Origin of the sequence: Streptomyces sp. NPDC101166, from assembly GCF_044768125.1 — a bacterium.
GTDB lineage: Bacteria > Actinomycetota > Actinomycetes > Streptomycetales > Streptomycetaceae > Streptomyces.
This window is the reverse complement of record NZ_JBIWPF010000004.1, coordinates 38,081-63,660: the sequence shown is the minus strand read 5'-3', so window position 1 is coordinate 63,660 and position 25,580 is coordinate 38,081. Positions and strand designations below refer to the sequence as shown.

Sequence of the window (25,580 nt, the reverse complement as noted above, 5' to 3'; positions counted from 1 at the left end):
GGGCCGGGCGCGGGGGAGGGCGGGCGCCGGACCATGGCATGATCGTGCGCATGCGTGAACGTGTGGTGGCCGCGTGCGACGGGGCTTCGAAGGGGAACCCTGGACCGGCGGCGTGGGCGTGGGTGGTGTCCGACGACTCGGGGACGCCGGTCCGCTGGGAGGCGGGCCCGCTCGGCAGGGCCACCAACAACGTCGCCGAACTCACGGCGCTGGAGCGCCTGTTGGCGTCGACCGACCCGGATGTTCCGCTCGAGGTCCGGATGGACTCGCAGTACGCCATGAAGGCCGTCACCACCTGGCTGCCCGGCTGGAAGCGCAACGGCTGGAAGACCTCCGCCGGCAAGCCGGTCGCCAACCAGGAACTCGTCGTCCGTATCGACGAACTGCTCGACGGCCGCGCCGTCGACTTCCGCTATGTGCCCGCCCACCAGGTCGACGGCGACCCGCTGAACGACTTCGCCGACCGGGCGGCCAGCCAGGCGGCGAGCGCCCAGCAGGCCGCGGGCAGCGAACTCGGCTCACCCGAGCCGCCGCCCTCTCCCGACACCCCGGCGGCCGGCGGCGGCGCACGCCGAAAGGCCGCCGGGGGGAAGTCCCCCCGACGGCCCGGCGGTTCGTCCGCCCGCACCATCAAGGCCAAGTTCCCCGGCCGCTGTATGTGCGGGCGTGCGTACGCGGCGGGGGAGCCGATCGCGAAGAACGATCAGGGCTGGGGCCACCCGGAGTGCCGTACCGCTGCCGCGGGTTGAGCACGCCGGGTGGGCGTCGCGGCGCCGGTCAGCTGACCACGCCGCGCCAGCCGCCCGACTCGCGGCCGCGCTCCTCGATGTACTCCTTGAAGCGCGACAGGTCGCCCTTGGTCTGCCGCTTGACGAAGCCCAGCTTGTCGCCGAGGGTCTCGGTCAGGCCCTCCGGCTCGAAGTCGAGCTGGAGCATCACCTTGGTGTGCTCGTCGTCGAGGCGGTGGAAGGTCACCACGCCGGCCTGCCGGGACTCCCCGGCGACCGTGGTCCACGCGACTCGCTCGTCCGGGATCTGCTCGGTGATCTCGGCGTCGAACTCGCGGTGCACGCCGTTCACGTCCGTCACCCAGTGCGTGAGCGTGTCGGTGCGCTGCTCGATGCGCTCCACCCCGCTCATGAACTCGGGGAACGTCTCGAACTGCGTCCACTGGTTGTAGGCCGTGTGCACGGGCACGCTGACCTCGATGGATTCCTCGACCTGCGTCACGGTCGTCTCCTCCTTCGCTCGCTTGCGGGTACGTGTCGCCCGGGTACCCGTGCCCTGCGCGGCAAACCACGCGTCCGCGATCACCTCGCGTCGAAGGTCAGTCCGTGTCGAAGGTGTAGTGCCGGGTGTGGTCGAGGAGGTCGGCGGGGGAGGTGTCGTTCCAGGGCTTCATGGTCTCGTGGAGGTCGACGACGTTCGGCGTCCCCGCGGCCGGGACGTACGACGACCCCGGGTGCCTGCGCTGCCACTGCGCCCACAGCTTGTCGATGTAGGCGTGGTGCAGCCAGAACACCGGGTCGTTGGGGGAGACCCCGGTCGCCATCTGCCCGCCGACCCACACATGGACGCGGTTGTGCAGGTTCACGCCCCGCCACCCCTCCAGATGGTTGCGGAAGCCGTCGGAGCCGCTGTTCCACGGCGCCATGTCGTACGTCGACATCGCCAGCACCGAGTCCACCTCGGCCCGCGTGGGCAGGGAGCGCCCGCCGGCCCCCAGCGCGCGCCGCAGATACGTCCGCCCGTCGACCCGCACCGAGATCGGCCAGTCGCCGGTGGACGCGGCGAACGGCCCGTCCGTCACCCGGCCGTCGACGCTGCGCCCGGTGCCGCCGAGGAAGTCCGGCGCCCACAGCGAGGCGCGGGCCGTGCGGTCCGCGGACCAGTCCCAGTAGGGCAGGGCGACCGAGGCGTCGACCGCCTGGAGCGCCCTCTCGAACTCGAGCAGGAATCTGCGGTGCCAGGGCAGGAACGACGGTGAACGGTGGCCGGTGCGTTCGCCGTTGTCGGTGTCGCCGACGATGAAGGCGTTGTGCGTGGTGACGAACGCGTCGTAGCGGCCGCTGCGCTTGAGTTCGAGGACGGCGGCGACGAAGCGGCGCTTCTCGTCGGCGGTGAGGGACGCCTGGTTCTTGCGGACGGTCATGTGCGAAGGCTCCAGAGATGCGGGACGGACGGTCAGTTGGCGGGGAACGGCAGCAGCGGGGCGCCCCGCAGCTCGTCCACGGCGGCCCGGGCGGCGGCGCGCGGGGTCGCCACCGGGTCGTAGTGACTGACGACGCTGATCCAGCTGCCGTCGGCGTTGCTCATCACGTGCAGTTCGACGCCGTCGACGAACACGGCGTAACCGGAGTCGTGGTGACCGCCGCCGTGGCCGCCGCCGTGGTGACCGCCCCCGGCCGTCGGACGGCCCTGTATCCGGCGGCCCTTGTAGACCTCGTCGAAGGCGGCGGGGGAACCGGCGGCGGAGGCGGATCCTGTGGCGTGGCCGTCGCCCGCCGTGGCGGGGGTGGCGGCGCGGGCCACGGTCTGGGCGCCGGCGGTCGCGGCGAGGGCGGCCGCGGCGGTGAGCGCGCGGCGACGGCTGAGTTCGGGCATGCGGGACCTCCTGAGGTGTGTCGCGGTGGGGACTCCGCATGCCTATCCGCAGGTCCTGGAACCGGGGTAATCCCTCAAGATCGGTTGGCTGCGATCAGGACAATCAATCACATGTCGTGCAATCTTGAATGAAGATGATCTTGCCGCCGAGTGGCTGCGGCGACGGGCGGAAGGGGCAATTCCTTTCCATCCGCACCACTCTTTCGGGGGACTTTTGGCGCGGCGTGGCACCGGCGGTGGTGTGGCTCACGTGGGGAAACTGACGGAATCCGGCAGTCGGGCCCTCCAGGGCACCGCCCGGGCGTTGCTACCCTGCGTCGTCAACTGAACGCGTCCGGTAATACCTAGGGGTGTGCGTGAAGGTCGCCTGTGTCGGCGGCGGGCCCGCCGGCCTGTATCTCTCGATCCTGCTCAAACGGCAGGACCCGTCCCACGACATCACCGTCTACGAACGCAACCCGGAAGGATCCACCTACGGTTGGGGCGTCACCTACTGGCGGGCCCTCCTGGACCGGCTGCACGCGCACGACCCCGAGTCGGCCCGCGCCGTCGAGGAGAGCTCCGTCCGCTGGACCCAAGGCGTCGCTCACGTAAGGGGACTGTCGACCCGTCAGCCCGGTGACGCCGGGCACGGCATCGGCCGCCACAGGCTGCTGGAGATCCTCGCCGAACGGGCCCGCGCCCTCGGCGTACGCCTGGAGTTCGACCACGAGATCACCGCGGCGAACGTCCCCGACGCCGACCTCGTCGTGGCCGCCGACGGCGTCCACAGCGCCCTGCGCACCCACCACGCCGGGCACTTCGGCACCGAACTCACGCCCGGCCGCAACCCCTACGTCTGGCTCGGCACCACCAAGGTCTTCGACTCCTTCACCTTCGCCTTCGTCGAGACCGACCACGGCTGGATCTGGTGCTACGGCTACCCCTTCAGCGAGGAGCGGAGCACCTGCGTCATCGAGTGCGGCCCCGAGACCCTCGCCGGACTCGGCCTCGACCGCGCCTGCGAGCCCGGCGGGAGGGCGGAGGCCGACGGACTCGCCCGGCTGGAGAAGCTCTTCGCGCACATCCTCGACGGCCACCCCCTGACCGGACGCGCGGCCGCCGACGGCAGCACCTCCTGGCTGACCTTCCGCACGCTCACCAACCGCACCTGGCACCGCGGCAACCTCGTGCTCCTCGGCGACGCCGCCCACACCACCCACTACTCCATCGGCGCCGGCACCACCCTCGCCCTGGAGGACGCCTTCGCGCTGGCCGCCGCCCTGCGCGAGTGCCCCGACCTCCCGCACGCCCTCGCCCGGTACGAGCGCGAACGCCGGTCCGAGCTGCTGTCCCCGCAGAGCGCGGCCCGCTACAGCGCCCAGTGGTACGAGAACCTGGACCGCTACATCGGCCTCCCCCCGGAGCGGATGTTCGCCCTGCTCGGCCAGCGCCATTCGCCCCTGCTGCCCCACGTCCCGCCCCAGCTGTACTACCGGCTCGACCGGGCCGCCGGACAGATGGAGTCGCTGCGCCGCCTCAAGCGGTGGCTCGGCCCCCGGCTCGCCCGCACGGCGCACGCCCGCGAACTCGCCTCACGCGAGTGACCTCCGGGTACGCGGCCTCCGTACGCGCCCCCTCGTACGCGCCCCCTGCCGCGGCCGGTCCGCGCCGGGGGAGCGCGGGTGACAGACTTGCGCCATGGACGAGCGCGAATTCGGCAGGTCTCATCAGCACGCATCCGTCGTCGGTCTCGGCACCTGGCAGCTCGGCGCCGACTGGGGTGACGTCGACGACAAGGAGGCCCTCACCGTTCTGGAGGCGGCGGCCGAGTCGGGGGTGACCTTCTTCGACACCGCCGACGTCTACGGCGACGGACGCAGCGAGCAGACCATCGCCGCCTTCCTGAGCGGCCGGCCCGACCTGCACGTGCTGGTCGCCACGAAGATGGGCCGCCGCGTCGAACAGATCCCCCAGAACTACGTCCTGGACAACTTCCGCGCCTGGAACGACCGTTCCCGCCGCAACCTCGGCGTCGACCGTGTCGACCTGGTCCAACTGCACTGCCCGCCCACCCCCGTCTACTCCCGTGACGAGGTCTTCGACGCCCTCGACACCCTCGTCGAGGAGGAGCGCGTCGCCGCGTACGGCGTCAGCGTGGAGACCTGCGCCGAGGCCCTCACGGCGATCGCCCGCCCGGGCGTGGCCAGCGTCCAGATCATCCTCAACCCGTTCCGGATGAAGCCCCTGTACGAGGTGCTCCCCGCCGCCCGGGAGGCCGGCGTCGGCGTCGTCGCCCGCGTCCCGCTCGCCTCCGGGCTGCTGTCCGGCAAGTACACCGAGGCCACCGTCTTCCCGGAGAACGACCACCGCACCTACAACCGGCACGGCGAGGCCTTCGACCAGGGCGAGACCTTCTCCGGCGTCGACTACGACACCGGGGTGCGCGCCGCCGCCGAGTTCGCCGCCCTCGCCCCCGACGGCTGGACTCCGGCCCAGCTGGCCCTGCGCTGGATCGTCCAGCAGCCCGGCGTGACCACCGTGATCCCCGGCGCCCGCTCACCCGAGCAGGCCCGCGCCAACGCGGCCGCCGCCAAGCTGCCCGATCTCCCCGGCGAGACGCTCGCGGCGATCCGGGAACTGTACGAACGCCGGATCAGGCAGCACGTCGAAGGACGCTGGTAGCCGCGCCGCCCCCGCTGCGACCGTCGCGTCCCCCGCACCGCGCCCCGTCCCGGCCGCCGGAGAACCCGGCGGAAGAAAACGCCGATCAGGGGGTACTCGCCGGACAGGAGACCGAACGGTCATACGAACATCCGGGGAGGAACAGGTGACGGACACGGCAGCGGGGGTCGAGCGGCGCAGAGGGCGCGACGAGACCGAGGAGGAGAGAGCGGACCGGAAGTGGGGGGAGCTGATCCAGGAGGTCCGCGTCGCCCAGACCGGCGTCCAGATCCTCTTCGGCTTCCTGCTCACGGTCGTGTTCACCCCGCGCTACGCGCAGCTGGCCGACACGGACCAGGTGATCTACATCGTGACGGTCGTCCTCGGCGCCTGCGCCACCGGGGCCCTGATAGGCCCGGTCTCCCTGCACCGGCTCGTCTCCGGCCGTCAGGTCAAGCCGCAGGCCGTCGCCTGGGCCTCCCGGATGACCTTCGTCGGGCTGGTGCTGCTGCTCGCGACCATGACCTCGTCACTGCTGCTGATCCTCAGGGTGGCGACCCACGACGGCTTCGTGCCCTACCTCGTCAGCGCCGTGGTCCTGTGGTACCTGCTGTTCTGGTTCGGCGTGCCGATGTGGACACGGCACCGCTACTCCTCGCGCTGAGCGCCGAGGGCTGGCTGAACGCTGAGCACTGAGCACTGAGCACTGAGCACTGAGCACTGACGCCACGAGCCTCGTCCGGCCCCCCGCCCGTCCCGGCGGGGGGCCGGTGACGTCATCCGAACGCGTCGCGCAGCGCCGGCAGCAGCGTCTTCTCCGACCAGTCCAAATACGCCGGCTGCGAGTCGCCGCCGATCTGCACCAGGGCGACCTCGGTGAACCCGGCCTCCGCGTAAGGGCGTACGGCCTCCACGAAGGCTTCTGGGTCGTCGCCGCAGGGGATCGCCGCGGAGACGTCGTCGGGCCTGACGAACTGGGTCGCCCCCTCGAAGGAGTCCGGGTGCGGCAGTTCGGCGTTCACCTTCCAGCCGCTGCCGAACCAGCGGAACTGCGAGTGCGCCCGCTCCACCGCCGCCTCCCGGTCGGGGTCGTAACAGACCGGCAGCTGGCCCACACGCGCCTTGCCCGTGCCGCCGTGCCGGTCGAACGCCTCCAGCAGGTCCGCCTTGGGCTCCGTCGCGATCACCAGGTCGCCCAGCCGTCCCGCCAGCTCGCACGACTGCTCGCCGGAGACCGCTATGCCGATCTCCGGCGGCTGTTCGGGCAGGTCCCACAGCTTCGCCGACTCCACGTCGAAGTGGGTGCCGTGCCGGGTGACGTGTTTGCCGTCGAACAGCGCGCGGATGATCTCCACGGCCTCTTCCAGCATCTCGTGCCGCACGTCCACGGCAGGCCAACCGCCGCCCACCACATGCTCGTTGAGGTTCTCACCGGAACCGAGGCCGAGCCGGAAACGGCCCTCGGACAGCAGTTGGAGCGTCGCCGCCTTCTGCGCCACCACCGCCGGGTGGTAGCGGAAGGTCGGACACGTCACGTACGTCATCAGCGGGATGCGCGACGTCGCCTGCGCGGCGGCGCCCAGCACGCTCCACGCGTACGGCGCGTGGCCCTGGGACCGCAGCCACGGGAAGTAGTGGTCCGACGTCACCGAGAAGTCGAAACCGACCTCCTCCGCACGCACCACATGGTCGACCAGCTCCCGCGGGCCTGCCTGTTCGGTCATCATCGTGTATCCGATTCGCACCATGCGCCCCGAGTCCCCGGCCCACGACGGTGGAAACAGGCCGCCGGCGGTGCGGAAAAACACGTCGATACGCACCCGGCCCGTGGATAAGGATGCCCTCATGAGCGCGCGCCCCTTGCCCGTGAGTCCGCCGTCCGCCCAGGGCGTCGAAGCCGCGGGAGTCCACGCCTTCCTCGACGCCGTCGACGCCTGCGAGACCGTCGACCCGCACAGCCTGATGATCCTGCGGCACGACCACGTCGTGGCCGCCGGCTGGTGGGCGCCGTACACACCGGAACGTCTCCATCTGCTGTACTCGCTCAGCAAGAGCTTCACGTCCACGGCCGCCGGCCTCGCCGTCGCCGAGGGGCTGATCGGTCTCGACGACCCGGTGCTGCGGTACTTCCCCGAACTCGACGCGGACGTCACCGACCCGCGCAGCCGCGCCCTGCGCGTGCGGCACGTGGCGTCGATGGCCAGCGGCCACGAGAACGAGACCGTGGACCGGGCGCACGCGCTCGACCCCGACGACCTCGTCCGGGGCTTCCTGCTGCTGCCGCCGGACCGTGAGCCGGGCACGGTGTTCGCCTACAACCAGCCCGCCACCTTCACCCTCGCGGCGATCGTCCAGCGCGTCACCGGCGCCCCGCTCACCGACTGGCTGCGGCCCCGGCTGCTCGATCCGCTCGGCATCGGCGAGGTCGCCTGGCTGAGCGACCGCTCCGGCCGTGAGCTCGGCTACAGCGGCCTGCACGGCGCCACCGACGCGGTCGCCCGGCTCGGCCTGCTGTACCTGCGCGAAGGCCGGTGGCAGGGGAAGCGGCTGCTGCCCGCCGAGTGGGTCGCCGAGGCGACCCGCGTCCACATCCCGACGGCGGGCGCCATGGGAGACGGTGACCGGCCGGACTGGGACCAGGGCTATGGCCTGCAGTTCTGGCGCTCGCGGCACGGCTACCGCGGCGACGGGGCGTACGGGCAGTTCTGCCTGGTGCTGCCCGAGCAGGACGCGGTGATCGCGACGACCGCGGAGACCGGCGACATGCAGGCCCTGCTGGACCTGGTCTGGGAACACCTCCTGCCGGCGTTCCGGCCCGGCCCGCTCACCGGCCGGGAACGCGCCGACGCGGACCTCGCCGAGCGGCTCGCGGACCTCGCCCTGCCGCCGGCCGCCGGAAAGCCCGCGCCGCCCGAGCGGGCGGGGGAGTGGGCGGGCGCGCGGTTCACGCCGCACGGCGGTGTCTGCGCCGACCAGCCGGGTCTGACCGGCGTCGTCGTCACCGCCGACGGGGACGGCTGGGGGCTGACCCTCGAGGAGAACGGTCACCGCACCGTCCTGCGCCCGGGCCGTGAGGGCTGGCGGGTGGCCGAGGAGCCGCTGCCCCTCGCGGTGAGCGGCGGCTGGACCGATGCCGGCGTCCTCGCCGTGGATGTGGTCTTCCTGGAGACCCCGCACCGGCTGCGGGTGTCGTGCTCGCTCGCCGACCGCACCTTCGACGCCCGCTGGGCGACGCGGCCCCTGCACGGCGGACCGCTGCGGCGGCTGCGCGCGCCCGGCCGCTCGGCGCCGCGCCGCTCAGGCTGACGTGCCCCGGAAGGTCTTCAGGAACGCGGCGAGGGCCTGTTCGTTCTCGTCCTCGTTCCAGTCCGCGGCCGGTGTCGTCCAGCGCAGTGAGAAGCCGCGGTGGTCGCCGATGATGAAGCCCCGGCCGAAGACCCGCACCTGCTTGCCGTAGACGTCCATGACCCACTCCATGTCGGCCGCCTTGTACCCCTGGTACGTCGTCGCCTCGATGTCGCCGATGCGGCGGAAGCCGTCCGTCTTGCGCAGGCCGGGCTCGACCGTCTCGCGCCAGACGGCCACCGGGTCCGGGCCGAGCACCTCGCTGTAGGTCACCGCGAGGGTGCGCGGGTCGCCCGCCGCTCCGAAGGTCACGCGGTAGGCGAGGTCGGAGGAGCGCGAGGTGTCCACCCGCTTGAAGTTCCCCGGCAGCGCGACCGAGAAGCCCTCGGGGGCGCGGTAGACGCGGAACCCGGCCGGCAGGGCGTCGGTGGAGCGCGTCGCCGTGGGCGTGGGGCTCGGGCTGGGGGACGGGCCGCGCGAGGCCGAGGGAGGCGACGCGGGGGCGGACGTCGCCGGGGTCGAGGGCGCGGGCGGCGCCGGGGCCGGTGCGCTCGGCCTCGTGTCGCCGTCGCCGCCCGGCGCGCTCGGGGACGCGCTGGGCGCGCTCTGCGCGTCGGTGGACGAGGAGTCGCCGGTGCCGGGCAGCCGTCCGGTCGCCGCGAGCGCGGCCACCGCCACCGCGACGACGGCCAGCGCGGCCCCCGCGGTCACGGTCCGGCTGCTCCACCGGCTCCCGCCGAACCGCCCGGCGGTGTACGCGCGGGGCAGTCGCGTCTCGGCCACGGGCGCGTGCGGGTCCTCGTCCAGGGCACGGTCGAGTGCCTGGCGCACCACCGCCCGGGTCAGGCGCTCCCGGGAGTCCTTGCGCAGCAGCCCCTGCACGGTCGACGTCAGCGCGCCCGCCCGCACCGGGGTGCGCAACGGCAGCCGGTCGACGCCTTTGAGCGTGGTCTCGGGCCGGTCCCGGTCCCGGTACGGCGGCCGTCCCTCGACCATCGTGTACAGGATCGCGCCCAGCGCCCACAGGTCGGCCGCCGGACCGATCCGGTCGTCCCGCGCCTGCTCCGGGGACGCGTACGCCGGGGCGGCCACGCGCGGGGCGAGGGTGGCGCCGGCGAGGCCGAACCCGGTGACGACGACCGGGCCGCGCGCCCGCACATAGACCTGACCGGGGCTCAGCTCGCCGTGGGTGATGCCCTCGCCGTGCGCGGCCTCCAGCACGTCGAGCAGCTCCAGCCCGATGGCGGCGGCGCGGGCGGTCCGGAAGGCGCCCTTCTGTTCGATGAGCTGGCCGAGCGGCAGCCCGTCGATCCACTCGGTGACGGTCCACAGGGAGCCGTCCTCGGTGAGGGCGTCCAGGACGGTGGCGACCCGGCCGGGGCACAGCCGCGCCATCGTCTGCGACATGCGCAGCACGCGGTCGGCTGCCCGGAGCGCGTCCTCCGGGTCCTGGCCCTCGGGCAGTCCGATCCGGGTGACCAGGCACGGCCGGGGGCCGGCCGGGTCCTCGTCGTACTCCCCGTACCAGCTGACGCGGTTCGTCTCGCGGTGGACGACGTCGAGAAGCCGGTACCGCCCGGCGACCAGCTCGTTCCTGGAGACGTGCGCCTTGACCATGGCCATCCTTCGCTGAGCCGCCGGAGTTCTCCTTTCCCAGTGGTACGGCGGCCGAGAGGGCTTGCGTTCAAAAGAACCGCGACGGGAACGGATTCCTGTCTTTCATTCAAAAAAGCCGGGCAATATGTACGACGAAAGGAAATTACCTGGGGCCGTCCAGGTGTGTAACCAGCGGTAAACGCCCCTGGACCGCCCTCGGCCGTCTTCGCAAACCCGTTCGCCGCGCCGAGGCGCATTGGCATCACGGAGGCGCCCCGGCGGCTTTTCCTCTCTCACTCCAGCCCGAACCGCTCGACCCAGGACGCGATGTCCCCGGCCGACGCATTGCCCCCGCACACCACCAATCCGATCCGGGCGTCGCCCCCGACCCGCTCCAGCACCCGCCGCGCGGCCGGCAGCAGACATCCGGCGGCCGGCTCGGCCCACACCTTGCCGTGCTCGGCGAACTCCACCGAGCCCCGCACCGCCTCCCGGTCCGGCACCACCAGCACCTCGCCCACCAGCGCGGCCACATGGTCGTACGTCAGCTGCGAGACGGCGGGAGCGCTCAGCGTGGAGACCACGGACGACAGCTCCACCGGCACCGGGCCGCCCGCCGCCAGCGCCCGGGACATCGCCTCCGCGCCCTCGGTCTCCACGCCCCAGACCCGCACTCCCGGCCGACGGGCCCGCAGGGCCGCCGCGACGCCGGAGATCAGCCCGCCGCCCCCGACGCTCACCAGGACGTCGGTCAGGTCGTCCGCGTCCTCGTCGAGCTCCAGGCCGACCGTGCCCTGACCGGCGACGACCGCCGGATCGTCGAACGGGTGGACAAGCGTCAGCCCCTCCTCCCGCAACCGGTCCACCAGGGAGAACGCCTCCGCCATACCGTCGGTCAGCCGCACCGACGCGCCCGCCTCCTCGGCCATCCGCACCGAACGCGCCGGCGCCGCCCGCGGCATCACCACCGTGGCCTTCACATCGAGCGCCGCGGCCATGACCGCCGCCGCGATCCCGTGGTTGCCGCCGCTGACCGCCACCACACCCGCCGCCCGCTCGGCCTCGCTCAGCGACAGCAGCTTCGCCGTCGCCCCGCGCGCCTTGAAGGACCCGGTGCGCTGCAACAACTCCAGCTTGACGGTGACGGGGGCGCCCAGCAGCGCGGAGAGCCCGGGGCTCGGGAGCGTCGGAGTGCGCAGGACGTGTCCGGCGATCCGTTCCGCCATGGCCTCCACGGCCGAGACGTGCAGGAGGCTAGAGATCTCGGGAACTTCGGTCATGGTGTGAACACGTCCTCGGGTCGCTCGTACGGCGGTACGGCGTCCCGGTGGGCGTCGTCCTTGCCTGTGCGTGTGCGCCTACCCACGCCGCAGAACGCCGACTCCAGCGTGCGCAGCATCGTGTTGTGGACGCGGGAGCTGTTGGAGGCGTTGGACAGCGCGGCCAGGCTGCGACGGCCGTCCGAGGAGGTGAACGCGTACGTGTAGTAGCCCTGCACCGCGCCCGTGTGCCCGTACACCGACACCCCGCACGACAGGTCGCGCCGTCGCAGCCCGAGCCCGTACGCCTGACGGGGGCCCGCGGGCACCCATCGCCGCATCTGCGCCAGCGCCGCCGCCGAGGTCAGCCGGCCGCGCTGCAGAGCCGAGAGGAACGTGGTGAGGTCCCGGATGCTGGAGATCAGGGCGCCCGCGCTCTGCGCCCAGGACGCCGTCTGCCGCGTCGCGTCGACCAAGGCGGTGGCCGGCGCGTCGGGGGTGAGGTAGCCGCGGGTGTGGACGCCGGGGATGCCGGTGCCCGGATGGACGTAGAAGGTGTCCCGCAGCTTCAGCGGACCGATGATCCGGCTCTGGTACGCCGCGCCCACCGGACGCCCGGTGAGCTTCTCGATCAGCATCCCGGCGACGACGAAGTTGGTGTTGGAGTAGGAGTACGCACCTCCCGGCGCGGTCGTGCGCGGCCGGCGCAGCGAGCGGTCCAGCAGCTGACGGTAGGTGAACACCTTGGTGCGGACCGCCTCGAAGCCGGAGACGCTCCGGGCGAACATGTCGTTGCTGTAGTCGTAAAGACCACTGCGGTGGCTCAGCACGTGCCGGACCGTGATGCGGCCGTCGGGAAGCAGCCTGGGCAGATAGCGGTTGACCGGCGCGTCGAGGGCGAGCTTGTGCTCGTCGACGAGTTGCAGCAGCACCACCGCCGAGAAGACCTTGGTGACGCTGCCGATGCGGAAGCGGTCGCCGGCGGTCAGGGCGCGGCCCGTCTTCCGGTCGGAGACGCCCACGGCGAGCCGGTGGACGGCCCCGTTGTCGTCGAGCAGCGCCGCCGCCCCCGGCGCGCCCTGGCTCACCGCCGTGCGCAGGACGCCCCGCAGCCCGCTGAGATCGGGCTTAGGCGGCGCGGCCTGCGCGGTGACCGCCGGCAGGGTCGCCAGGGCGGCCCCCAGCGACACGCACAGTGCCGCCCTCGTCAACTTTCCGAACACCCCGAGTGACATGCTTTTCGTCCCGTCACATCTCCGCAGCCGAAGCGCAGTTGGTGACCGAGAGGTCACCGCGCGTGGTCGGCTCAGTATGTGCGCGGGGACGGAAGAAAGCGATCATTTGGGCGTGCGCGCCCCGGTGTCCGGGGCGGACGCCGTGAGTTCAGCCGTGCGGTGAGCGTGACTTCAGGTGGGCGCGTGAGTTCAGCGCTGCAGCGAGCGTGCCCAGTCCGCCGGCACCCGGCCCGCCGGGCCCGGAGCCGGCTGGTCCTCCGGTCGGCTGACCGGTGGGGCCAGTTCGGGTCCGGAGTCGAACAGTTCGTCGTCACCGTAGTCCCAGAACCACTCCTCGCCCGGTTCGAAGCTGCGCACCAGGGGATGCCCGGTCGCCTTCCAGTGGGCGGTGGCGTGCCGGCCGGGGGAGGAGTCGCAACAGCCGATGTGCCCGCACAGGGCGCAGCGCCGCAGATGGAACCACCAGCCGCCCGCGGCGTCGCACTCGACGCAGCCGGCGCCGCTCGGCGGGACGTTCGGGTCGATGGCGTGGGCGTCGGTCATACGGGCTCCTCCGCTGATGCGCTGTCCTCGGTGATCATGTTCTCGTCGTCGGCCCCGGCCTCTTCGGGGTCCGGCGCCGACAGCGGCAGCAGGACCTGGAAGCGGGTGTCGCCCGGCACGGACTCGACCTGGATGCCGCCGTGGTGTTTGTTGACGACGATCCGCCAGGAGATGTCCAGGCCCAGCCCGGTGCCCTCGCCCACCGGCTTGGTGGTGAAGAAGGGGTCGAAGATGCGGTCCCGGACGTCCGCCGGGATGCCGGGCCCCGTGTCGCGGAACTCCACCAGCAGATGGTCCCCTTCCCGCGCCGTCCGCACGGTCAACGTCCCCTCGCCACCGCTGCTGTTGATGGCGAAGACGGCGTTGTCGACGAGGTTCGTCCACACCTGGTTGAGCTCCGCGGGGTAGGCCGGGACCTTCGGCGCGTCACGGTCGTAGTCCTTGACGACCTCGATACGCCGGCCGATCTTGCCCGAGAGCATCAGCAGGGTGCTGTCGAGGAGTTCGTGGACGTCGACGACGCGGTACGGGGCCCGGTCGAGCTGCGAGTACTGCTTGGCGGCGTCCACCAGATGGGAGATGCGGGTGGTGGAGTCGTCGATCTCGTCCATCAACAGCTCTGTCTCGACGGTGTAGTTGAGCCAACCGATCGCGCCCGGCAGGATGTCGGCGGCCACGGCGGCGGCGACCTGCTCCAGCCAGTCCACGTCCAGCCCGGCCTGCACGAACGTCGGCGCGATCCGCCAGCCGTCCGGGATGTCGTGGTCGTCGAGCCAGTCGGTCAGCTCGTCCTCCCGGTCGGAGGCCTCCAGCGGGCTCAACACCGGTGCTTTCGCCACGCGTTCGGCGGTGCGTTCCTGGATTTCGATGAGTTCCGCGAGCGTCTCGGGCGAGTACGAGCCCTGGGCGATGACGGCGAGCTTGTGCCGCATCTTCGCCACCCGCTCCCGCAGCGTCGCGGTGGCCCGGACCGCCGCCGCTGCCGGGTTGTTCAGCTCGTGCGTGAGCCCCGCGGACAACGAGCCCAGGGCGAGCAGCCGTTCGCGCTGGCCGATGGCCCGCTGGGTGTTCTTCGTGCCGAAGAACAGCCCCTCCAGCAGATGGGCGGCCATCGGGAACCACTCCCGCATGACGTCCGCGAACGACTGCGCGGGCAGCACGAAGAACCGCGTCGGCTCCGTCACCCGCATCGAGTTGTTGTAGACCTGCGGCACCCGGTCCCCGAGGTAGGCCTGCATGGCCCCGGAGTACACCCCGCGCTGCGAGGAGCGCACGACCTCGACGTCGTCGCCGCCGACCCGGCGGGACAGCACGACCGTGCCCTCGATCATCACGTAGAAGCAGGTCGCCGGATCGCCCTCCGCGTACACCGGCCCGGGGTCGAACTTCTCCACGCGCCCCTCGGCGCACAGCCGTCCCAGCTGCTCGGGGGAGAGCTTCTCGAACAGGAACAGCGCGCCGATCTCGCTCGGGCTGCAGGGCATCGCCCGCCCGCTCACGACTGCTCCAGGTACCGGTGCACGAGCATCACGGCCATGGCTCCCTCTCCGACGGCGGACGCGACCCGCTTCGCGGACTCCGCACGTGCGTCGCCCGCCACGAACACGCCCGGAACACTGGTCTCCAGGTGGTACGGCGGCCGGTCCAGCTCCCAGCCCGCCGGCGGACGCCCGTCCGGCGTGAGATCGGGCCCGGCCAGGATGAACCCGCGCTCGTCGCGCAGCACCGTGCCGTCCAGCCAGCCGGTCAGCGGGGCCGCGCCGATGAACACGAACATCCACTGCGCGTCGACCAGTTCGGTCGCCCCGCTCTCCACGTCCCGCAGCGTCAGCTGCTCCAGATGGCCGTCGCCGTGCGCCGCGTCGACGACCGTGCCGCAGCGCACCGAGATGTTGGGCGCCTCACCGAGCTGCTGGATCAGGTAGTACGACATCGACGCCGTCAGGTCGGGGCCGCGCACCAGCAGCGTCACCGACTTCGCGCCCCGGGACAGGTACATCGCCGCCTGGCCCGCGGAGTTGGCGCCGCCCACGATGTACACGTCGTGTCCCTGGCAGGAGGCCGCCTCGGTGAGCGCAGACCCGTAGAACACCCCGCAGCCGGTCAGGTCGTCCAAGCCGGGAGCCCGCAGCTCCCGGTACGACACACCGGTCGCCAGGATCACGCTGTGCGCGGCGATCGCCGAGCCGTCGGAGAAACGGACCACGCGCGCCGCGCCGTTGACCTCGAGCCCCGTGACCTCACGCGCGGTGAGGATCTCGGCGCCGAACTTCGTCGCCTGACGGCGCGCCCGGTCGGTGAGCTGCGCTCCGGAGACGCCGTCGGGGAAGCCGAGGTAGTTCTCGATCCGCGAGCTCTGCCCGGCCTGCCCGCCCGTCGCCGACCGCTCCACCAGCACCGTCCGCAGCCCCTCCGAGGCCCCGTACACCGCCGCGCCGAGCCCGGCCGGTCCGCCGCCGATCACCACCAGGTCGTAGAAGTCGGCCGTCGGCGTCGTCGCCAGACCGACCTTCGACGCCAGCTCGGGCGCGTCCGGCTCGACCAGCGGCGTGCCCTCGGCGGTGATCACCAGCGGCAGCCGCTGCCCGTCCTGCCCCGCCGCGGCCAGCAGCCGCCGTCCCTCCGGTTCGTCGGAGGAGTACCAGCGGTAGGGCACCTGGTTGCGGGCCAGGAACTCCCGCACCTCGGAGGAGCGCGCCGACCAGCGGTGCCCCACCACCTTGGTGCTGGGCGCCGGCCGGTGATCGCTCGCCCGCCACGCCGCCAGCAGGTCGTCCAGCACCGGGTAGAGCTTCTCCTCCGGCGGGTCCCACGGCTTGAGCAGGTAGTGGTCGAGGTCCACCACGTTGATCGCGTCGATCGCCGCGTTGGTGTCGGCGTACGCCGTCAGCAGCACCCGGCGCGCGCCCGGGTACACGTCCAGCGCCTGTTCGAGGAACTCGATGCCGTTCATCTGCGGCATCCGGTAGTCGGCGAGGATCACGGCGACCAGGTCCCCGCGCAGCTTCAGCTCCCTCAGCGCCTCCAGCGCGGACTCGCCGGACTCCGCGCGGACGATCCGGTACCCGGCGCCGTAGCGACGCCGCAGGTCACGGGCGACGGCGCGGGAGACCCCCGGGTCGTCGTCCACGGTCAGGATGACGGTCCGCGCTGATTCGGCGGCCTGTGCCATACGTCTCCACCCCGAGAACGGTCGGAACGCGCCGCACGGCACACCCCGCGCGGGCTCCAGCCATCGTATGTTCGATCGCCCCGGACCGCTGTGGGGCCGGGGGAGAGGGTGCGCCCCTGGTTCAGATCCCGGCACTCTTGGGCAAGCCCTCGCCGGGTGCGCGGCGCTCACCCCATCCGGGGGCCTGACCGGCCGGGCGGTGGTGAAGACTGGGCGCAAGCGATCGACGACGACACTCAAGGAGGCAGCGGGATGACGCGCCCGATCACGGCAGGGGTCGACGGGACGGAAGAGAGCCTCGCGGCGCTCGCCTGGGCGGCACGGGAGGCCGTCCGGCGGGACCGGGCGCTGCGGGTGGTGCACGCCTGGCGGTTCCAGCCGAACGCGGCCGCCGAGGTGGCCGACCGGACCGCCCAGGAGCAGTGGGTGCGGGCCGAAGTCCAGCAGGCCGCCGCGGAGGTCGCCGCACGGCACCCGGGCCTCGCGATCACCACCGACGTGCTGGAGGGCGACCCGGTCGACACGCTGACCGAGGCCGCCGCGCAGTCCGAGACGCTGGTGCTGGGCTCGCGCGGCCACGGCCCGGTCGTCGGGTTCCTGCTCGGCTCGGTGGGCCAGCAGGTGATCGCCGAGGCCACGCGCCCGGTCGTCCTGGTCCGCGCCGGGGACAAGCCCAGCGACGAGGTCGCCGGGCACGAGATCGTCGTCGGCCAGCAGGGCGCCCCCGAGGACAGCGCGCCCGCCCTGCGGTTCGCGTTCGAGACGGCCGCCGCCCGCGGCGCCTCCGTGCGCGTCGTCCGCGCCTGGACGCTCCCGCCGGTGTTCTCCTACAGCCCCGCCTCGCTCAAGCTCCTCGACGACGCCGGAGGCCTGGAGCCGTACGAGCGCAAAGCGCTGACCGACGCCCTCGCCCCCTGGCGGGAACGCTTCCCCGACGTGCCGGTCGTGGAGCACGTGGAGATCGGCAGCGCGGGGCAGGTGCTGCTGTCGGTGTCCGGGCGGGCCCAGCTGATGGTCGTCGGCCGGCGGGCCCACCGCACCGCCGTCGGCGCCCGCATCGGCTCCGTCGCCCACGGCGTCCTGCACCACGCGGACTGCCCGGTCGCCGTCGTCCCGCACGACTGAGCGGCGGGTTCACTGCGGGAGGGTCGGCTCCAGCGTCTCGCGCGCCCTGGGGAGGATCTTCTCGATGTAGTCGGTGACGGCCGTGTCGAGCCCGATGTCGTGCTGCGCCCGCTCGGAGAGGAACCAGCGGTGCTCCAGGAGCTCGTGGTAGATCTCCGCCGGGTCCATGGAGCCGCGCAGCTCGACCGGCACGGCCCGCACCGTCGGCCGGAACACGTCCCGCACCCAGCGGTGCGCGAGCACCTCGGGGCGGGCGGCGAGGGGGTCGCCGGGCGCGTAGTCGTCCTGGGTGGCCATCCAGCTCTCCAGGTCGTTCAGCAGCCGCCGGGCCTGGTTCTCCTCGGCGTCCAGGCCCGTCAGCCGCAGCAGTTGCCGCTGGTGGTGGCCGGCGTCCACGACCTTGGGCACGAAGGTGACCGAGTCGCCGCCCGGGGAGTGCTCGATCTGCATCTCGGCCACGTCGAAGCCGAGCTCGTTGAGGCGGCGGATACGGCGCTCGATGAAGTGGTACTTGCCCGCCGGGTAGACGGAGACGCGGGTCAGCTCCTCCCACAGCCGGTGGTAGCGGGCGCAGATCTCCGTGCCGAACTCCACCGGGTCCACCGACGGGTGCAGCGCGCCCGACGCCTCCAGGTCGAGCAGCTCGCCGCTGATGTTGACCCGGGCGAGATCGAGATCGTAGTCGCGCTGCCCGCTGCTCAGCTGCGGATGCAGGTCGCCGGTCTCGGCGTCGACGAGGTAGGCGGCGTACGCGCCCGCGTCGCGCCTGAAGAGCGTGTTGGACAGCGAGCAGTCGCCCCACGCGAACCCGGCGAGGTGCAGCCGCACCAGCAGCACCGCGAGGGCGTCCATCAGCCGGTGCATGGTGGCAGGCCGCATGGTCGTCTCGAACATCGACCGGTACGGCATCGAGCCGCCCAGGTGCCGGGTCACGAGCACCGACTCCAGCGGGTCGCCGGAGCCGTCGGCGCGGCCGGTGACCACCGCCAGCGCGTCGACGGCCGGGATGCTCAGCCGGTCCAGGTCGCGCAGCAGCTCGTACTCCCGCAGCGCCGGGCGCTCCGCGAGCTCCTTGACGGCGATCACCTCGGCGCCGGCGCGGGCGTAGCGCACCACGTGACGCGAGATGCCGCGCGGCAGCGGCACGAGGATGTCCTCGGGCCACTCCTCCAGCGGCAGGTGCCAGGGCAGCTCCAGCAGGAGGGCCGGGTGCTCCGGGTTGGTGGCACTGATCTGCAAAGCCATGGCCTGACTTTAGACGGCGCGTTGCCGGGCGCGGTCGGCCGCCTCCCTCACGGAGCCCCGGTGGGCCGGGCCGTGCCCGGGCAGCAGCACGTCGGCCGGGAGCTCCCCGATCACGTCCAGGGAGGCGACGGCGCGGTCCCGTTCGTGGTGGAACATCGAGGGCAGCAGTTGCGGGCCCTTCAGCCGAGCGGTGGCGTGACCGCTGACCAGGGCGTCGCCCGAGACCACCGCGCCCGCCTGAGGGAGGTGGAACACGGCGTGGCCGTCGGTGTGGCCGGGAGTGTGCACGGGCACGGGCCGGCCGGGCAGGTCCAGCGGGCCGGACGCGGCGGGGAAGGGCTCGGGCGCGGCGACCGGGTGCTGCTCGGCGCCGCCGGAGCGCAGCGCGTGCACCATCCACGGCAGGACACCGGGACGCCAGGCGTTGGCCAGCACCGTGCCGACGCTCACCTGCTGGAGGAACTCCCGGCGGGCGTGCGGGACTTCGGCCGGGTGCAGGAAGACGGGGACGCCGTAGGCCGTGCGCAGGTGTTCGGCGGAGCCCAGGTGGTCGTTGTGGGCGTGGGTGACCAGCACGGCCACGATCGCCTCCGGTGAACTGCCCACCTGCGCGAGGGAGTCGAGAAGCCGCTCCCGGTCGGCCGGGTAGCCGGTGTCGATGAGGGTGACCGCGTCCCCCTCGGTGAGGATCACCCAGTTGGTCTCGCCCCCGCGCACCAGGTGGGCGCCGTCCGCCACTTGCTGTACGTCTGCCCGCATGATCGCCCCGTGGGGTGAGGTCCGTACCCGACGGAAGACAGCAAAGCAGACCCCGGCGGCCATCGGCACGGCGGGGCGGAAGCGCGCGCTCCGCGTCCGTACCGCCCAGGCGCCCGCCGGACCGGCCTCAGCGCACGCCGCGCGGGCGGAACTGGACGCTGACGCGCGGGCCCGTGGCGCGGGTGGACTTGGGGACGCAGTGTTCCCAGGTCCGCTGGCAGGAGCCGCCCATGACGATCAGGTCGCCGTGCCCGAGCGGTCGCCGTACCGTCTCGCCGCCGTGCACGGGGCGCAGCAGCAGGTCGCGGGGCGAGCCGACCGAGAGGATCGCGACCATGGTGTCCTCGTGCGATCCCCGGCCGGTGCGGTCGCCGTGCCAGGCGACGCTGTCCCGGCCGTCGCGGTAGTGGCACAGGCCGGCGGTGACGAAGGGCTCGCCCAGCTCCTCGGCGTAGTGGGCGCTGAGCGCGGCGCGGGCCTCGTCCAGGACGGGGTGGGGGAGCGGGTCGTCCGGTCCGTAATGGGCGAGCAGCCGGGGGACGTCCACCACGTGGTCGTACATGTGCCGGCGCTCGGCCCGCCACGGCACTTCGGCGGCCAGCTGTTCGAACAGCGCGTCCGATCCGGCGAGCCAGCCCGGCAGCACGTCGATCCAGGCGCCCGCGTCCAGCGCCGTCCGGCGGATCCCGTCCAGGGAGCCGAGGCGCAGCTCGTCGGTCTGGTCGAAGAGGGAGCCCTGGAGATGCCTGGTCATGGCGTCCAGCGTACTCCTAAATCGAAAATGTGTTCCATCACAAGATCCCTCGATCGGGCGTCTTGGTCGAAGACCTTTTCGATACACCGGTGTATCCGATACATTCGCGTATCGAACGGAGGTCCGACACCATGACGGCGGAGCAGGCGGCACAACCTGCGGAGCACCCGGCGGAGCCGGCGACCGGGCGTGTCACCAAGCGCCGGGTGCGCACCCGCGCCAACCTGCTCGACGCCGCCTTCCGGGTGTTCGCCGCGAAGGGCTTCGGCCGGGTCTCCATCGAGGAGGTCTGCGAGGCCGCCGGCTACAGCCGGGGCGCCTTCTACTCCAACTTCGCCAGCCTGGACGAACTGTTCTTCGCGCTGTACCGGCAGCGTGCGGACCTGATCGCCCGCCAGGTCGCCGACGCCCTCGCCGGCGACGGCCCCGACCTCGACGTGCCCGCCTCCGTGGACCGCGTCACCGAGGTGCTCCTCCTCGACCTCGACTGGCTCCTGGTCAAGACCGACTTCCTGGTCCACGCCGCCCGCGATCCGGCCGTGGCGCAGACCCTGTTGGAACACCGCTCCCGGCTGCGCGAAGCCGTCGCCGACCGGCTCGCCCGAGCCCGCGGCCGCGCCGCGCTGCCCGCCGTGCTCGGTGACGCCGACTCGGCCGCCCACGCGGTGGTCGCAGCCTACGACGGGGTCACCACCCAACTGCTGCTGGACAAGGACGTGCACGGCGCCCGCGCCTGGCTCAAGCAACTGCTCACCGCGCTGCTGACCGACGGCAGCGGCACCCCGCGATGACCGGGGAAAGAACGGCTTCCATCAACAGAGAAGGGCAACGGTCGCCATGGACGCGGACGTCATCGTCGTCGGAGCGGGCCTCGCAGGCCTCGTAGCGGCGCACGAACTCACCAGCAAGGGCCGACGGGTCGCCCTGGTCGACCAGGAGAACGCCGCCAACCTCGGCGGCCAGGCGTTCTGGTCCTTCGGCGGTCTGTTCCTCGTCGACTCGCCGGAACAACGGCGTCTCGGCGTCAAGGACTCCTTCGACCTCGCCTGGAACGACTGGCAGGGCAGCGCGCAGTTCGACCGCACCGACGACGAGGACTCCTGGGCGGTGCGCTGGGCGCGCGCCTACGTCGAGTTCGCGGCGGGGGAGAAGCGGTCCTGGCTGGCCGGACACGGCATCAGCTTCCTGCCCACCGTCGGCTGGGCCGAGCGCGGGGACCTGCGCGCCGACGGGCACGGCAACTCCGTGCCCCGCTTCCACATCGCCTGGGGCACCGGCACCGGCGTCGTCGAACCGTTCGTCCGCCACGCCAGGCAGGCCGCCAGGGACGGGCTGCTGACCTTCCACCACCGCCACCGCGTCGACGAACTGGTCCTGGAAGGCGGCGCCGCCCGCGGCGTACGCGGCACGGTCCTCGCACCCGACGACTCCCCGCGCGGCGTCGCCTCCAGCCGCGAGCGCGTCGGCGACTTCGAACTGACCGCCCAGGCCGTCGTCGTCACCAGCGGCGGCATCGGCGCCAACCACGAGACGGTCCGCCGCCACTGGCCCGAGCGCCTGGGCGCCCCGCCCGCCGAGATGGTCACCGGCGTGCCCGCCTACGTCGACGGCCGCATGCTCGACATCAGCGCCGAGGCCGGCGTGCGCCTCGTCAACCGCGACCGCATGTGGCACTACACCGAGGGCCTGCAGAACTGGAACCCGATCTGGCCGGGCCACGGCATCCGCATCCTGCCCGGCCCGTCCTCCCTGTGGTTCGACGCCCTCGGCCGCCGGCTGCCCGACCCCTGCCTGCCCGGCTACGACACCCTCGGCACGCTCCGCCACCTGCGCACCGCCGACGGCCTCGCCGGCCACGACCACTCCTGGTTCGTCCTCACCCGCAAGATCGTCGAGAAGGAGTTCGCGCTCTCCGGCTCCGAGCAGAACCCCGACATCACCGCCAAGGACCGCAAGGCGTTCCTGCGCGACCGCGTCCTCGGCAAGGGAGCGCCCGGCCCGGTGCAGGCCTTCGTCGACCAGGGCGCGGACTTCGTCGTCGCCGACACCCTGGACCGGCTCGTCGAGAAGATGAACGCCCTCACGGAGAAGGCGCTCATCGACGCCGACGACCTGCGCCGCCAGATCCGCGCCCGCGACCTCCAGATCGCCAACCCCTACACCAAGGACGCCCAGGTGCAGGGCATCCGCAACGCCCGCCGCTACATCGGCGACCGCCTCGGCCGGGTCGCCACCCCGCACCGCATCCTCGACCCCGAGGCCGGACCGCTCATCGCCGTCAAGCTGCACGTCCTCACCCGCAAGACGCTCGGCGGCATCCAGACCGATCTGGACTCGCGCGCCCTGGGCGCCGACGGCAGGCCGATCGACGGGCTCTACGCGGCGGGCGAGGTCGCCGGCTTCGGCGGCGGAGGCGTGCACGGCTACAACGCCCTGGAGGGCACCTTCCTCGGCGGCTGCCTCTTCTCCGGCCGCGCGGCGGGCCGGGCGGCGGCGGCCCAGACAGGCTGACGACAGGCCTCCTGAGCCTGGACTTCAGCCCAGGAGGCGGATCAGGACGGCGGCGTGGCTGCGGTCCGGTTCCTTCGCCGACGTCAGCAGGGTCACCGGGCCCGCGTTCGCCAACTCGCGCACATGGGAGAGGAGTCCGGCCGCCTCCGGGGCGGCCAGCTCCGCCTCGTAGCGGCGGGCGAACTCCTCGTAGGAGGCCTCGCCCGCGTGGTACCAGCGGCGCAGCTCCGTCGACGGGGTCATGCCCTTGGGCCATTCGTCCACCCGCGCCGCGTCCTTGGAGACACCCCGCGGCCACAGCCGGTCGACCAGGACGCGGACGCCGTCGTCCGGCTCGGGCGGATCGTAGACGCGACGCACGCGGACGCTCACGGGCGGGCCCTTCCTCGACGGGGACTGTGCCCGGGAGCGTACTGCCGTGAACGACTCCGTACGGTGGGCGACGCGGCCGAACTTGACCTGTTCAAGGGGGAAATGGCTCCGACGGGTGCCTAGTCTGAGCACGTTTGCTCACTCGCCACCCCCCAAGGAGCGCACGTGATCCACCTCCGCAGACGTCCCGCCCTCCTGGCGGCCGTGCCCCTCGCCGTGACCGCGCTGCTCGCCGCGGCCGACCCGGCCCTCGCGGCCGGGGGCGTGGGCGCGCCCGGCGTCGGCGACCCCTACTTCCCGCTCGCCGGCAACGGCGGCTACCACGTCGACCACTACGACCTGAGCCTGAACTACGACCCCGGCAGCCGGCGCCTCGAAGGCAGAGCCGTCCTCACCGCCCGCGCCACCCAGCGCCTCACCCGCTTCGACCTCGACCTGCGCGGACTGAAGGTCACCGGCGTGACCGTCGACCGGACCAGGGCCCGGCACCGGCGCGACGGCCAGGAACTCGTCGTCACCCCGCGCCGCGCCCTGCGCGCCGGCGAACGGTTCCGCGTGACCGTCACCTACTCCGGCGTCCCCGGCCCGGTCACCGACCCCGACGGCTCCCTCGACGGCTGGATCCCCACCGACGACGGCGCGTTCGTCGCCGGCGAACCCCAGGGCGCCATGACCTGGTTCCCGGCGAACAACCACCCCGAGGACAAGGCGTCCTACGACTTCCTCCTCACCGTCCCCGAGGGCCGCACGGCGGTCGCCAACGGCGTCCTCCTCGGCAAGCGCACCGCGCACGGCCGGACGACCTTCCGCTGGCGGCAGCAGGAACCCATGGCCGCCTACCTCGCCACCGCCACCATCGGGAAGTTCCAGGTCCAGCAGTTCACCACCCGCGACGGCGTCAAGGTCTACAACGCCGTCGACCCGCGCGAGGCCACCGCCTCCGCACCGGTCCTCAGACAACTCCCGTCCGTCCTGGACTGGGAGAGCAAGCTGTTCGGCCGCTACCCCTTCCGCGCCGCCGGAGCGATCGTGGACCGCGCCCCCCAGGCCGGGTACGCGCTCGAGACCCAGACCCGCCCGCTGTACGACCGTGCGCCCGACATCGGCACCCTCGTCCACGAGAGCGCCCACCAGTGGTTCGGCGACTCCGTCTCCCTCACCTCCTGGAAGGACATCTGGCTCAACGAGGGCTTCGCCGCCTACGCCGAATGGCTCTACGCCGAGCAGCACGGCGGCGAGAGCGCCCAGGCCTCCTTCGACGCCCTGTACGCCACCCCGGCGAACGACGACCTGTGGGCGTTCCCGCCCGGCGACCCCGGCGGCGGCAAGAACATCTTCGGCACCCCGGTCTACGCGCGCGGCGCCATGACCCTGCACGCCCTGCGCACCGCGGTCGGCGACCGCGCGTTCTTCCGCGTCCTGCGCGCCTGGGCGGACCAGCACCGCCACGGCCACGGCACCACCGCCCAGTTCGAACGCCTCGCGGAACGGGTGTCCGGCAAGGAACTCGGCGGCCTCTTCCACACCTGGCTGTACGCTCCGGGCAAGCCGAACATTCGGACGAATACCCGCTAGAACCTGACCGGTTCCTCACATCCCGCGGCCACCCTCGACCCCAGGACGACGCACCGCACACCCCCGGCCGGCGGATTCGAGGGCGGGCTCGGCCGGCCCGCTGAAACGAGAACCGTCGACCGAAGGGGGACACCGCCGCGTGTGCGCACATGTACTGGTCGCCGAGGACGACGCCATGCAGGCCGAGCTCATCCGCCGCTCCCTGCTCGCCGAGGGCCACACCGCCACCGTCGTCCACGACGGCTCCGCCGCCCTGGACGCGGTGCGGCGCGAGAGTCCCGACCTCGTCGTGCTGGACCTGATGCTGCCGGTCGTCGACGGCTTCGGCGTGTGCCGGGTGCTGCGCCGGAGCGACGACATACCGGTGCTGATGCTCACCGCCCGCGCCGCCGAGGAGGACGTCCTGCTCGGCCTGGAACTCGGCGCCGACGACTACATGACCAAGCCGTACAGCCCGCGCGAACTGATGGCCCGCATCCGCACGGTCCTGCGCCGCAGCGGACGCGCCGCCGACGGCCGCCGGGAGGGCCCCGTCGTACGGGCCGCGGGCATCGCCGTCGACCCGGAGCGGCACGAGGTGCGGTGCGACGGCGAACCCGTGGACTGCACGCCCGCCGAGTTCCAGATCCTCCTCGCCCTCGCCGGCGAACCCGAACGGGTCTTCTCCCGAAGGCAGTTGCTCCAGTGCACCCGGGGCTTCGACCGCTCCTCCACCGAACGGGCCGTCGACGTGCACATCATGAACCTGCGCCGCAAGATAGAGGCCGACCCGCGCAGGCCCGTCCGGCTGCTCACCGTCTTCGGCGTCGGCTACAAGCTCAGCGGCGGCCGTGCGTGAAGCG

At 72.6% G+C, this 25,580-nt stretch carries 24 protein-coding genes; 10 read left to right on the top strand and 14 right to left on the bottom strand.

The window, feature by feature from the left end; translation table 11 throughout:
- Positions 1–38 precede the first annotated feature (38 nt).
- Positions 39–749, top strand: coding sequence for a ribonuclease H (locus ACIRS4_RS09185; protein ID WP_404192261.1), 711 nt, complete (start codon positions 39–41; stop codon positions 747–749).
- A 28-nt stretch (positions 750–777) separates the two neighbouring features.
- Here ACIRS4_RS09185 and ACIRS4_RS09180 read toward each other — a convergent pair whose 3' ends face one another.
- From ACIRS4_RS09180 to ACIRS4_RS09170, 3 genes are all read right to left on the bottom strand, one after another.
- Positions 778–1,230: an SRPBCC family protein gene (locus tag ACIRS4_RS09180; protein WP_404192258.1), complete on the bottom strand. Its 453-nt coding sequence runs from the start codon at positions 1,228–1,230 to the stop codon at positions 778–780.
- Positions 1,231–1,327: 97 nt separating this feature from the next.
- A complete protein-coding gene (locus tag ACIRS4_RS09175; protein WP_404192255.1) occupies positions 1,328–2,152 on the bottom strand; it encodes a tyrosinase family protein in 825 nt (274 codons plus the stop codon).
- A gap of 32 nt (positions 2,153–2,184) precedes the next feature.
- Positions 2,185–2,604, bottom strand: coding sequence for a tyrosinase cofactor (locus tag ACIRS4_RS09170; protein WP_404192253.1), 420 nt, complete (start codon positions 2,602–2,604; stop codon positions 2,185–2,187).
- A gap of 350 nt (positions 2,605–2,954) precedes the next feature.
- On the opposite strand from ACIRS4_RS09170, the gene ACIRS4_RS09165 reads away from it, so the two are divergent.
- The 3 genes from ACIRS4_RS09165 (at position 2,955) to ACIRS4_RS09155 (ending at position 5,911) form a co-directional block, all read left to right on the top strand.
- A complete protein-coding gene (locus ACIRS4_RS09165) occupies positions 2,955–4,190 on the top strand; it encodes an FAD-dependent monooxygenase (RefSeq protein ID WP_404192250.1) in 1,236 nt (411 codons plus the stop codon).
- A 94-nt stretch (positions 4,191–4,284) separates the two neighbouring features.
- Positions 4,285–5,268 carry an aldo/keto reductase gene (locus ACIRS4_RS09160; RefSeq protein ID WP_404192248.1) on the top strand — a complete coding sequence of 328 codons (984 nt, stop codon included), beginning with the start codon at positions 4,285–4,287 and terminating at the stop codon, positions 5,266–5,268.
- Positions 5,269–5,413: 145 nt separating this feature from the next.
- The gene (locus ACIRS4_RS09155; protein WP_404192246.1) at positions 5,414–5,911 is read left to right on the top strand and encodes a DUF6328 family protein; all 498 of its coding nucleotides are present in this window, start codon (positions 5,414–5,416) and stop codon (positions 5,909–5,911) included.
- Positions 5,912–6,023: 112 nt separating this feature from the next.
- Here the strand turns inward: ACIRS4_RS09155 and ACIRS4_RS09150 are convergent, their stop codons facing one another.
- Positions 6,024–6,995, bottom strand: a complete 972-nt coding sequence (locus ACIRS4_RS09150) for an LLM class F420-dependent oxidoreductase (RefSeq protein WP_404192244.1) — start codon at positions 6,993–6,995, stop codon at positions 6,024–6,026.
- Positions 6,996–7,092: 97 nt separating this feature from the next.
- Between ACIRS4_RS09150 and ACIRS4_RS09145 the strand changes: the two genes are divergently transcribed.
- Entirely contained in the window at positions 7,093–8,553 is a 1,461-nt protein-coding gene (locus tag ACIRS4_RS09145; protein ID WP_404192241.1) for a serine hydrolase domain-containing protein, read from the top strand.
- Here the strand turns inward: ACIRS4_RS09145 and ACIRS4_RS09140 are convergent.
- The 6 genes from ACIRS4_RS09140 to ACIRS4_RS09115 all read right to left on the bottom strand — a co-directional run bounded on the left by ACIRS4_RS09140 (position 8,545) and on the right by ACIRS4_RS09115 (position 16,397).
- Positions 8,545–10,215: a serine/threonine protein kinase gene (locus ACIRS4_RS09140; RefSeq protein ID WP_404192238.1), complete on the bottom strand. Its 1,671-nt coding sequence runs from the start codon at positions 10,213–10,215 to the stop codon at positions 8,545–8,547. The genes ACIRS4_RS09145 and ACIRS4_RS09140 overlap by 9 nt on opposite strands.
- A 266-nt stretch (positions 10,216–10,481) precedes the next feature.
- Positions 10,482–11,468 (bottom strand): threonine/serine dehydratase, encoded by a 987-nt coding sequence (locus tag ACIRS4_RS09135; protein WP_404192236.1) that lies wholly within the window; start codon positions 11,466–11,468, stop codon positions 10,482–10,484.
- The gene (locus ACIRS4_RS09130) at positions 11,465–12,682 is read right to left on the bottom strand and encodes a serine hydrolase domain-containing protein (protein ID WP_404192234.1); all 1,218 of its coding nucleotides are present in this window, start codon (positions 12,680–12,682) and stop codon (positions 11,465–11,467) included. Before ACIRS4_RS09130 ends, ACIRS4_RS09135 begins: the two co-directional genes overlap by 4 nt.
- A 189-nt stretch (positions 12,683–12,871) precedes the next feature.
- Positions 12,872–13,225: a UBP-type zinc finger domain-containing protein gene (locus ACIRS4_RS09125; RefSeq protein ID WP_404192231.1), complete on the bottom strand. Its 354-nt coding sequence runs from the start codon at positions 13,223–13,225 to the stop codon at positions 12,872–12,874.
- Complete coding sequence (locus tag ACIRS4_RS09120) at positions 13,222–14,709, bottom strand: ATP-binding protein (RefSeq protein WP_404192228.1); 1,488 nt, start codon at positions 14,707–14,709, stop codon at positions 13,222–13,224. The genes ACIRS4_RS09125 and ACIRS4_RS09120 overlap by 4 nt, the downstream gene beginning before the upstream one ends.
- 11 nt (positions 14,710–14,720) lie before the next feature.
- Positions 14,721–16,397 (bottom strand): FAD-dependent oxidoreductase, encoded by a 1,677-nt coding sequence (locus ACIRS4_RS09115; protein ID WP_404192225.1) that lies wholly within the window; start codon positions 16,395–16,397, stop codon positions 14,721–14,723.
- A gap of 252 nt (positions 16,398–16,649) precedes the next feature.
- Between ACIRS4_RS09115 and ACIRS4_RS09110 the strand changes: the two genes are divergently transcribed.
- On the top strand, positions 16,650–17,522 hold the full coding sequence (locus ACIRS4_RS09110) for a universal stress protein (RefSeq protein ID WP_404192222.1): 873 nt from the start codon (positions 16,650–16,652) through the stop codon (positions 17,520–17,522).
- Between the two features lie 9 nt (positions 17,523–17,531).
- Here the strand turns inward: ACIRS4_RS09110 and ACIRS4_RS09105 are convergent, their stop codons facing one another.
- The 3 genes from ACIRS4_RS09105 to ACIRS4_RS09095 form a co-directional block, all read right to left on the bottom strand.
- Positions 17,532–18,767, bottom strand: coding sequence for a DUF4032 domain-containing protein (locus tag ACIRS4_RS09105; protein WP_404192221.1), 1,236 nt, complete (start codon positions 18,765–18,767; stop codon positions 17,532–17,534).
- Between the two features lie 9 nt (positions 18,768–18,776).
- Positions 18,777–19,526 carry an MBL fold metallo-hydrolase gene (locus ACIRS4_RS09100; protein ID WP_404192218.1) on the bottom strand — a complete coding sequence of 250 codons (750 nt, stop codon included), beginning with the start codon at positions 19,524–19,526 and terminating at the stop codon, positions 18,777–18,779.
- Positions 19,527–19,653: 127 nt separating this feature from the next.
- Positions 19,654–20,280, bottom strand: a complete 627-nt coding sequence (locus ACIRS4_RS09095; RefSeq protein ID WP_404192215.1) for an alpha-ketoglutarate-dependent dioxygenase AlkB — start codon at positions 20,278–20,280, stop codon at positions 19,654–19,656.
- 131 nt (positions 20,281–20,411) lie between these two features.
- On the opposite strand from ACIRS4_RS09095, the gene ACIRS4_RS09090 reads away from it, so the two are divergent.
- Positions 20,412–21,071: a TetR/AcrR family transcriptional regulator gene (locus ACIRS4_RS09090; protein ID WP_404192213.1), complete on the top strand. Its 660-nt coding sequence runs from the start codon at positions 20,412–20,414 to the stop codon at positions 21,069–21,071.
- Positions 21,072–21,117: 46 nt separating this feature from the next.
- On the top strand, positions 21,118–22,791 hold the full coding sequence (locus tag ACIRS4_RS09085; protein WP_404192211.1) for an FAD-binding dehydrogenase: 1,674 nt from the start codon (positions 21,118–21,120) through the stop codon (positions 22,789–22,791).
- Positions 22,792–22,815: 24 nt separating this feature from the next.
- On the opposite strand, the gene ACIRS4_RS09080 is transcribed toward ACIRS4_RS09085, so the two are convergent.
- Complete coding sequence (locus ACIRS4_RS09080) at positions 22,816–23,163, bottom strand: DUF488 domain-containing protein (protein ID WP_404192209.1); 348 nt, start codon at positions 23,161–23,163, stop codon at positions 22,816–22,818.
- A gap of 165 nt (positions 23,164–23,328) precedes the next feature.
- On the opposite strand from ACIRS4_RS09080, the gene ACIRS4_RS09075 reads away from it, so the two are divergent.
- Together ACIRS4_RS09075 and ACIRS4_RS09070 are read left to right on the top strand one after the other, a co-directional pair.
- Positions 23,329–24,738, top strand: coding sequence for a M1 family metallopeptidase (locus tag ACIRS4_RS09075; protein WP_404192207.1), 1,410 nt, complete (start codon positions 23,329–23,331; stop codon positions 24,736–24,738).
- A gap of 139 nt (positions 24,739–24,877) precedes the next feature.
- Positions 24,878–25,576, top strand: a complete 699-nt coding sequence (locus ACIRS4_RS09070) for a response regulator (RefSeq protein ID WP_404192204.1) — start codon at positions 24,878–24,880, stop codon at positions 25,574–25,576.
- Positions 25,577–25,580: the final 4 nt, after the last annotated feature.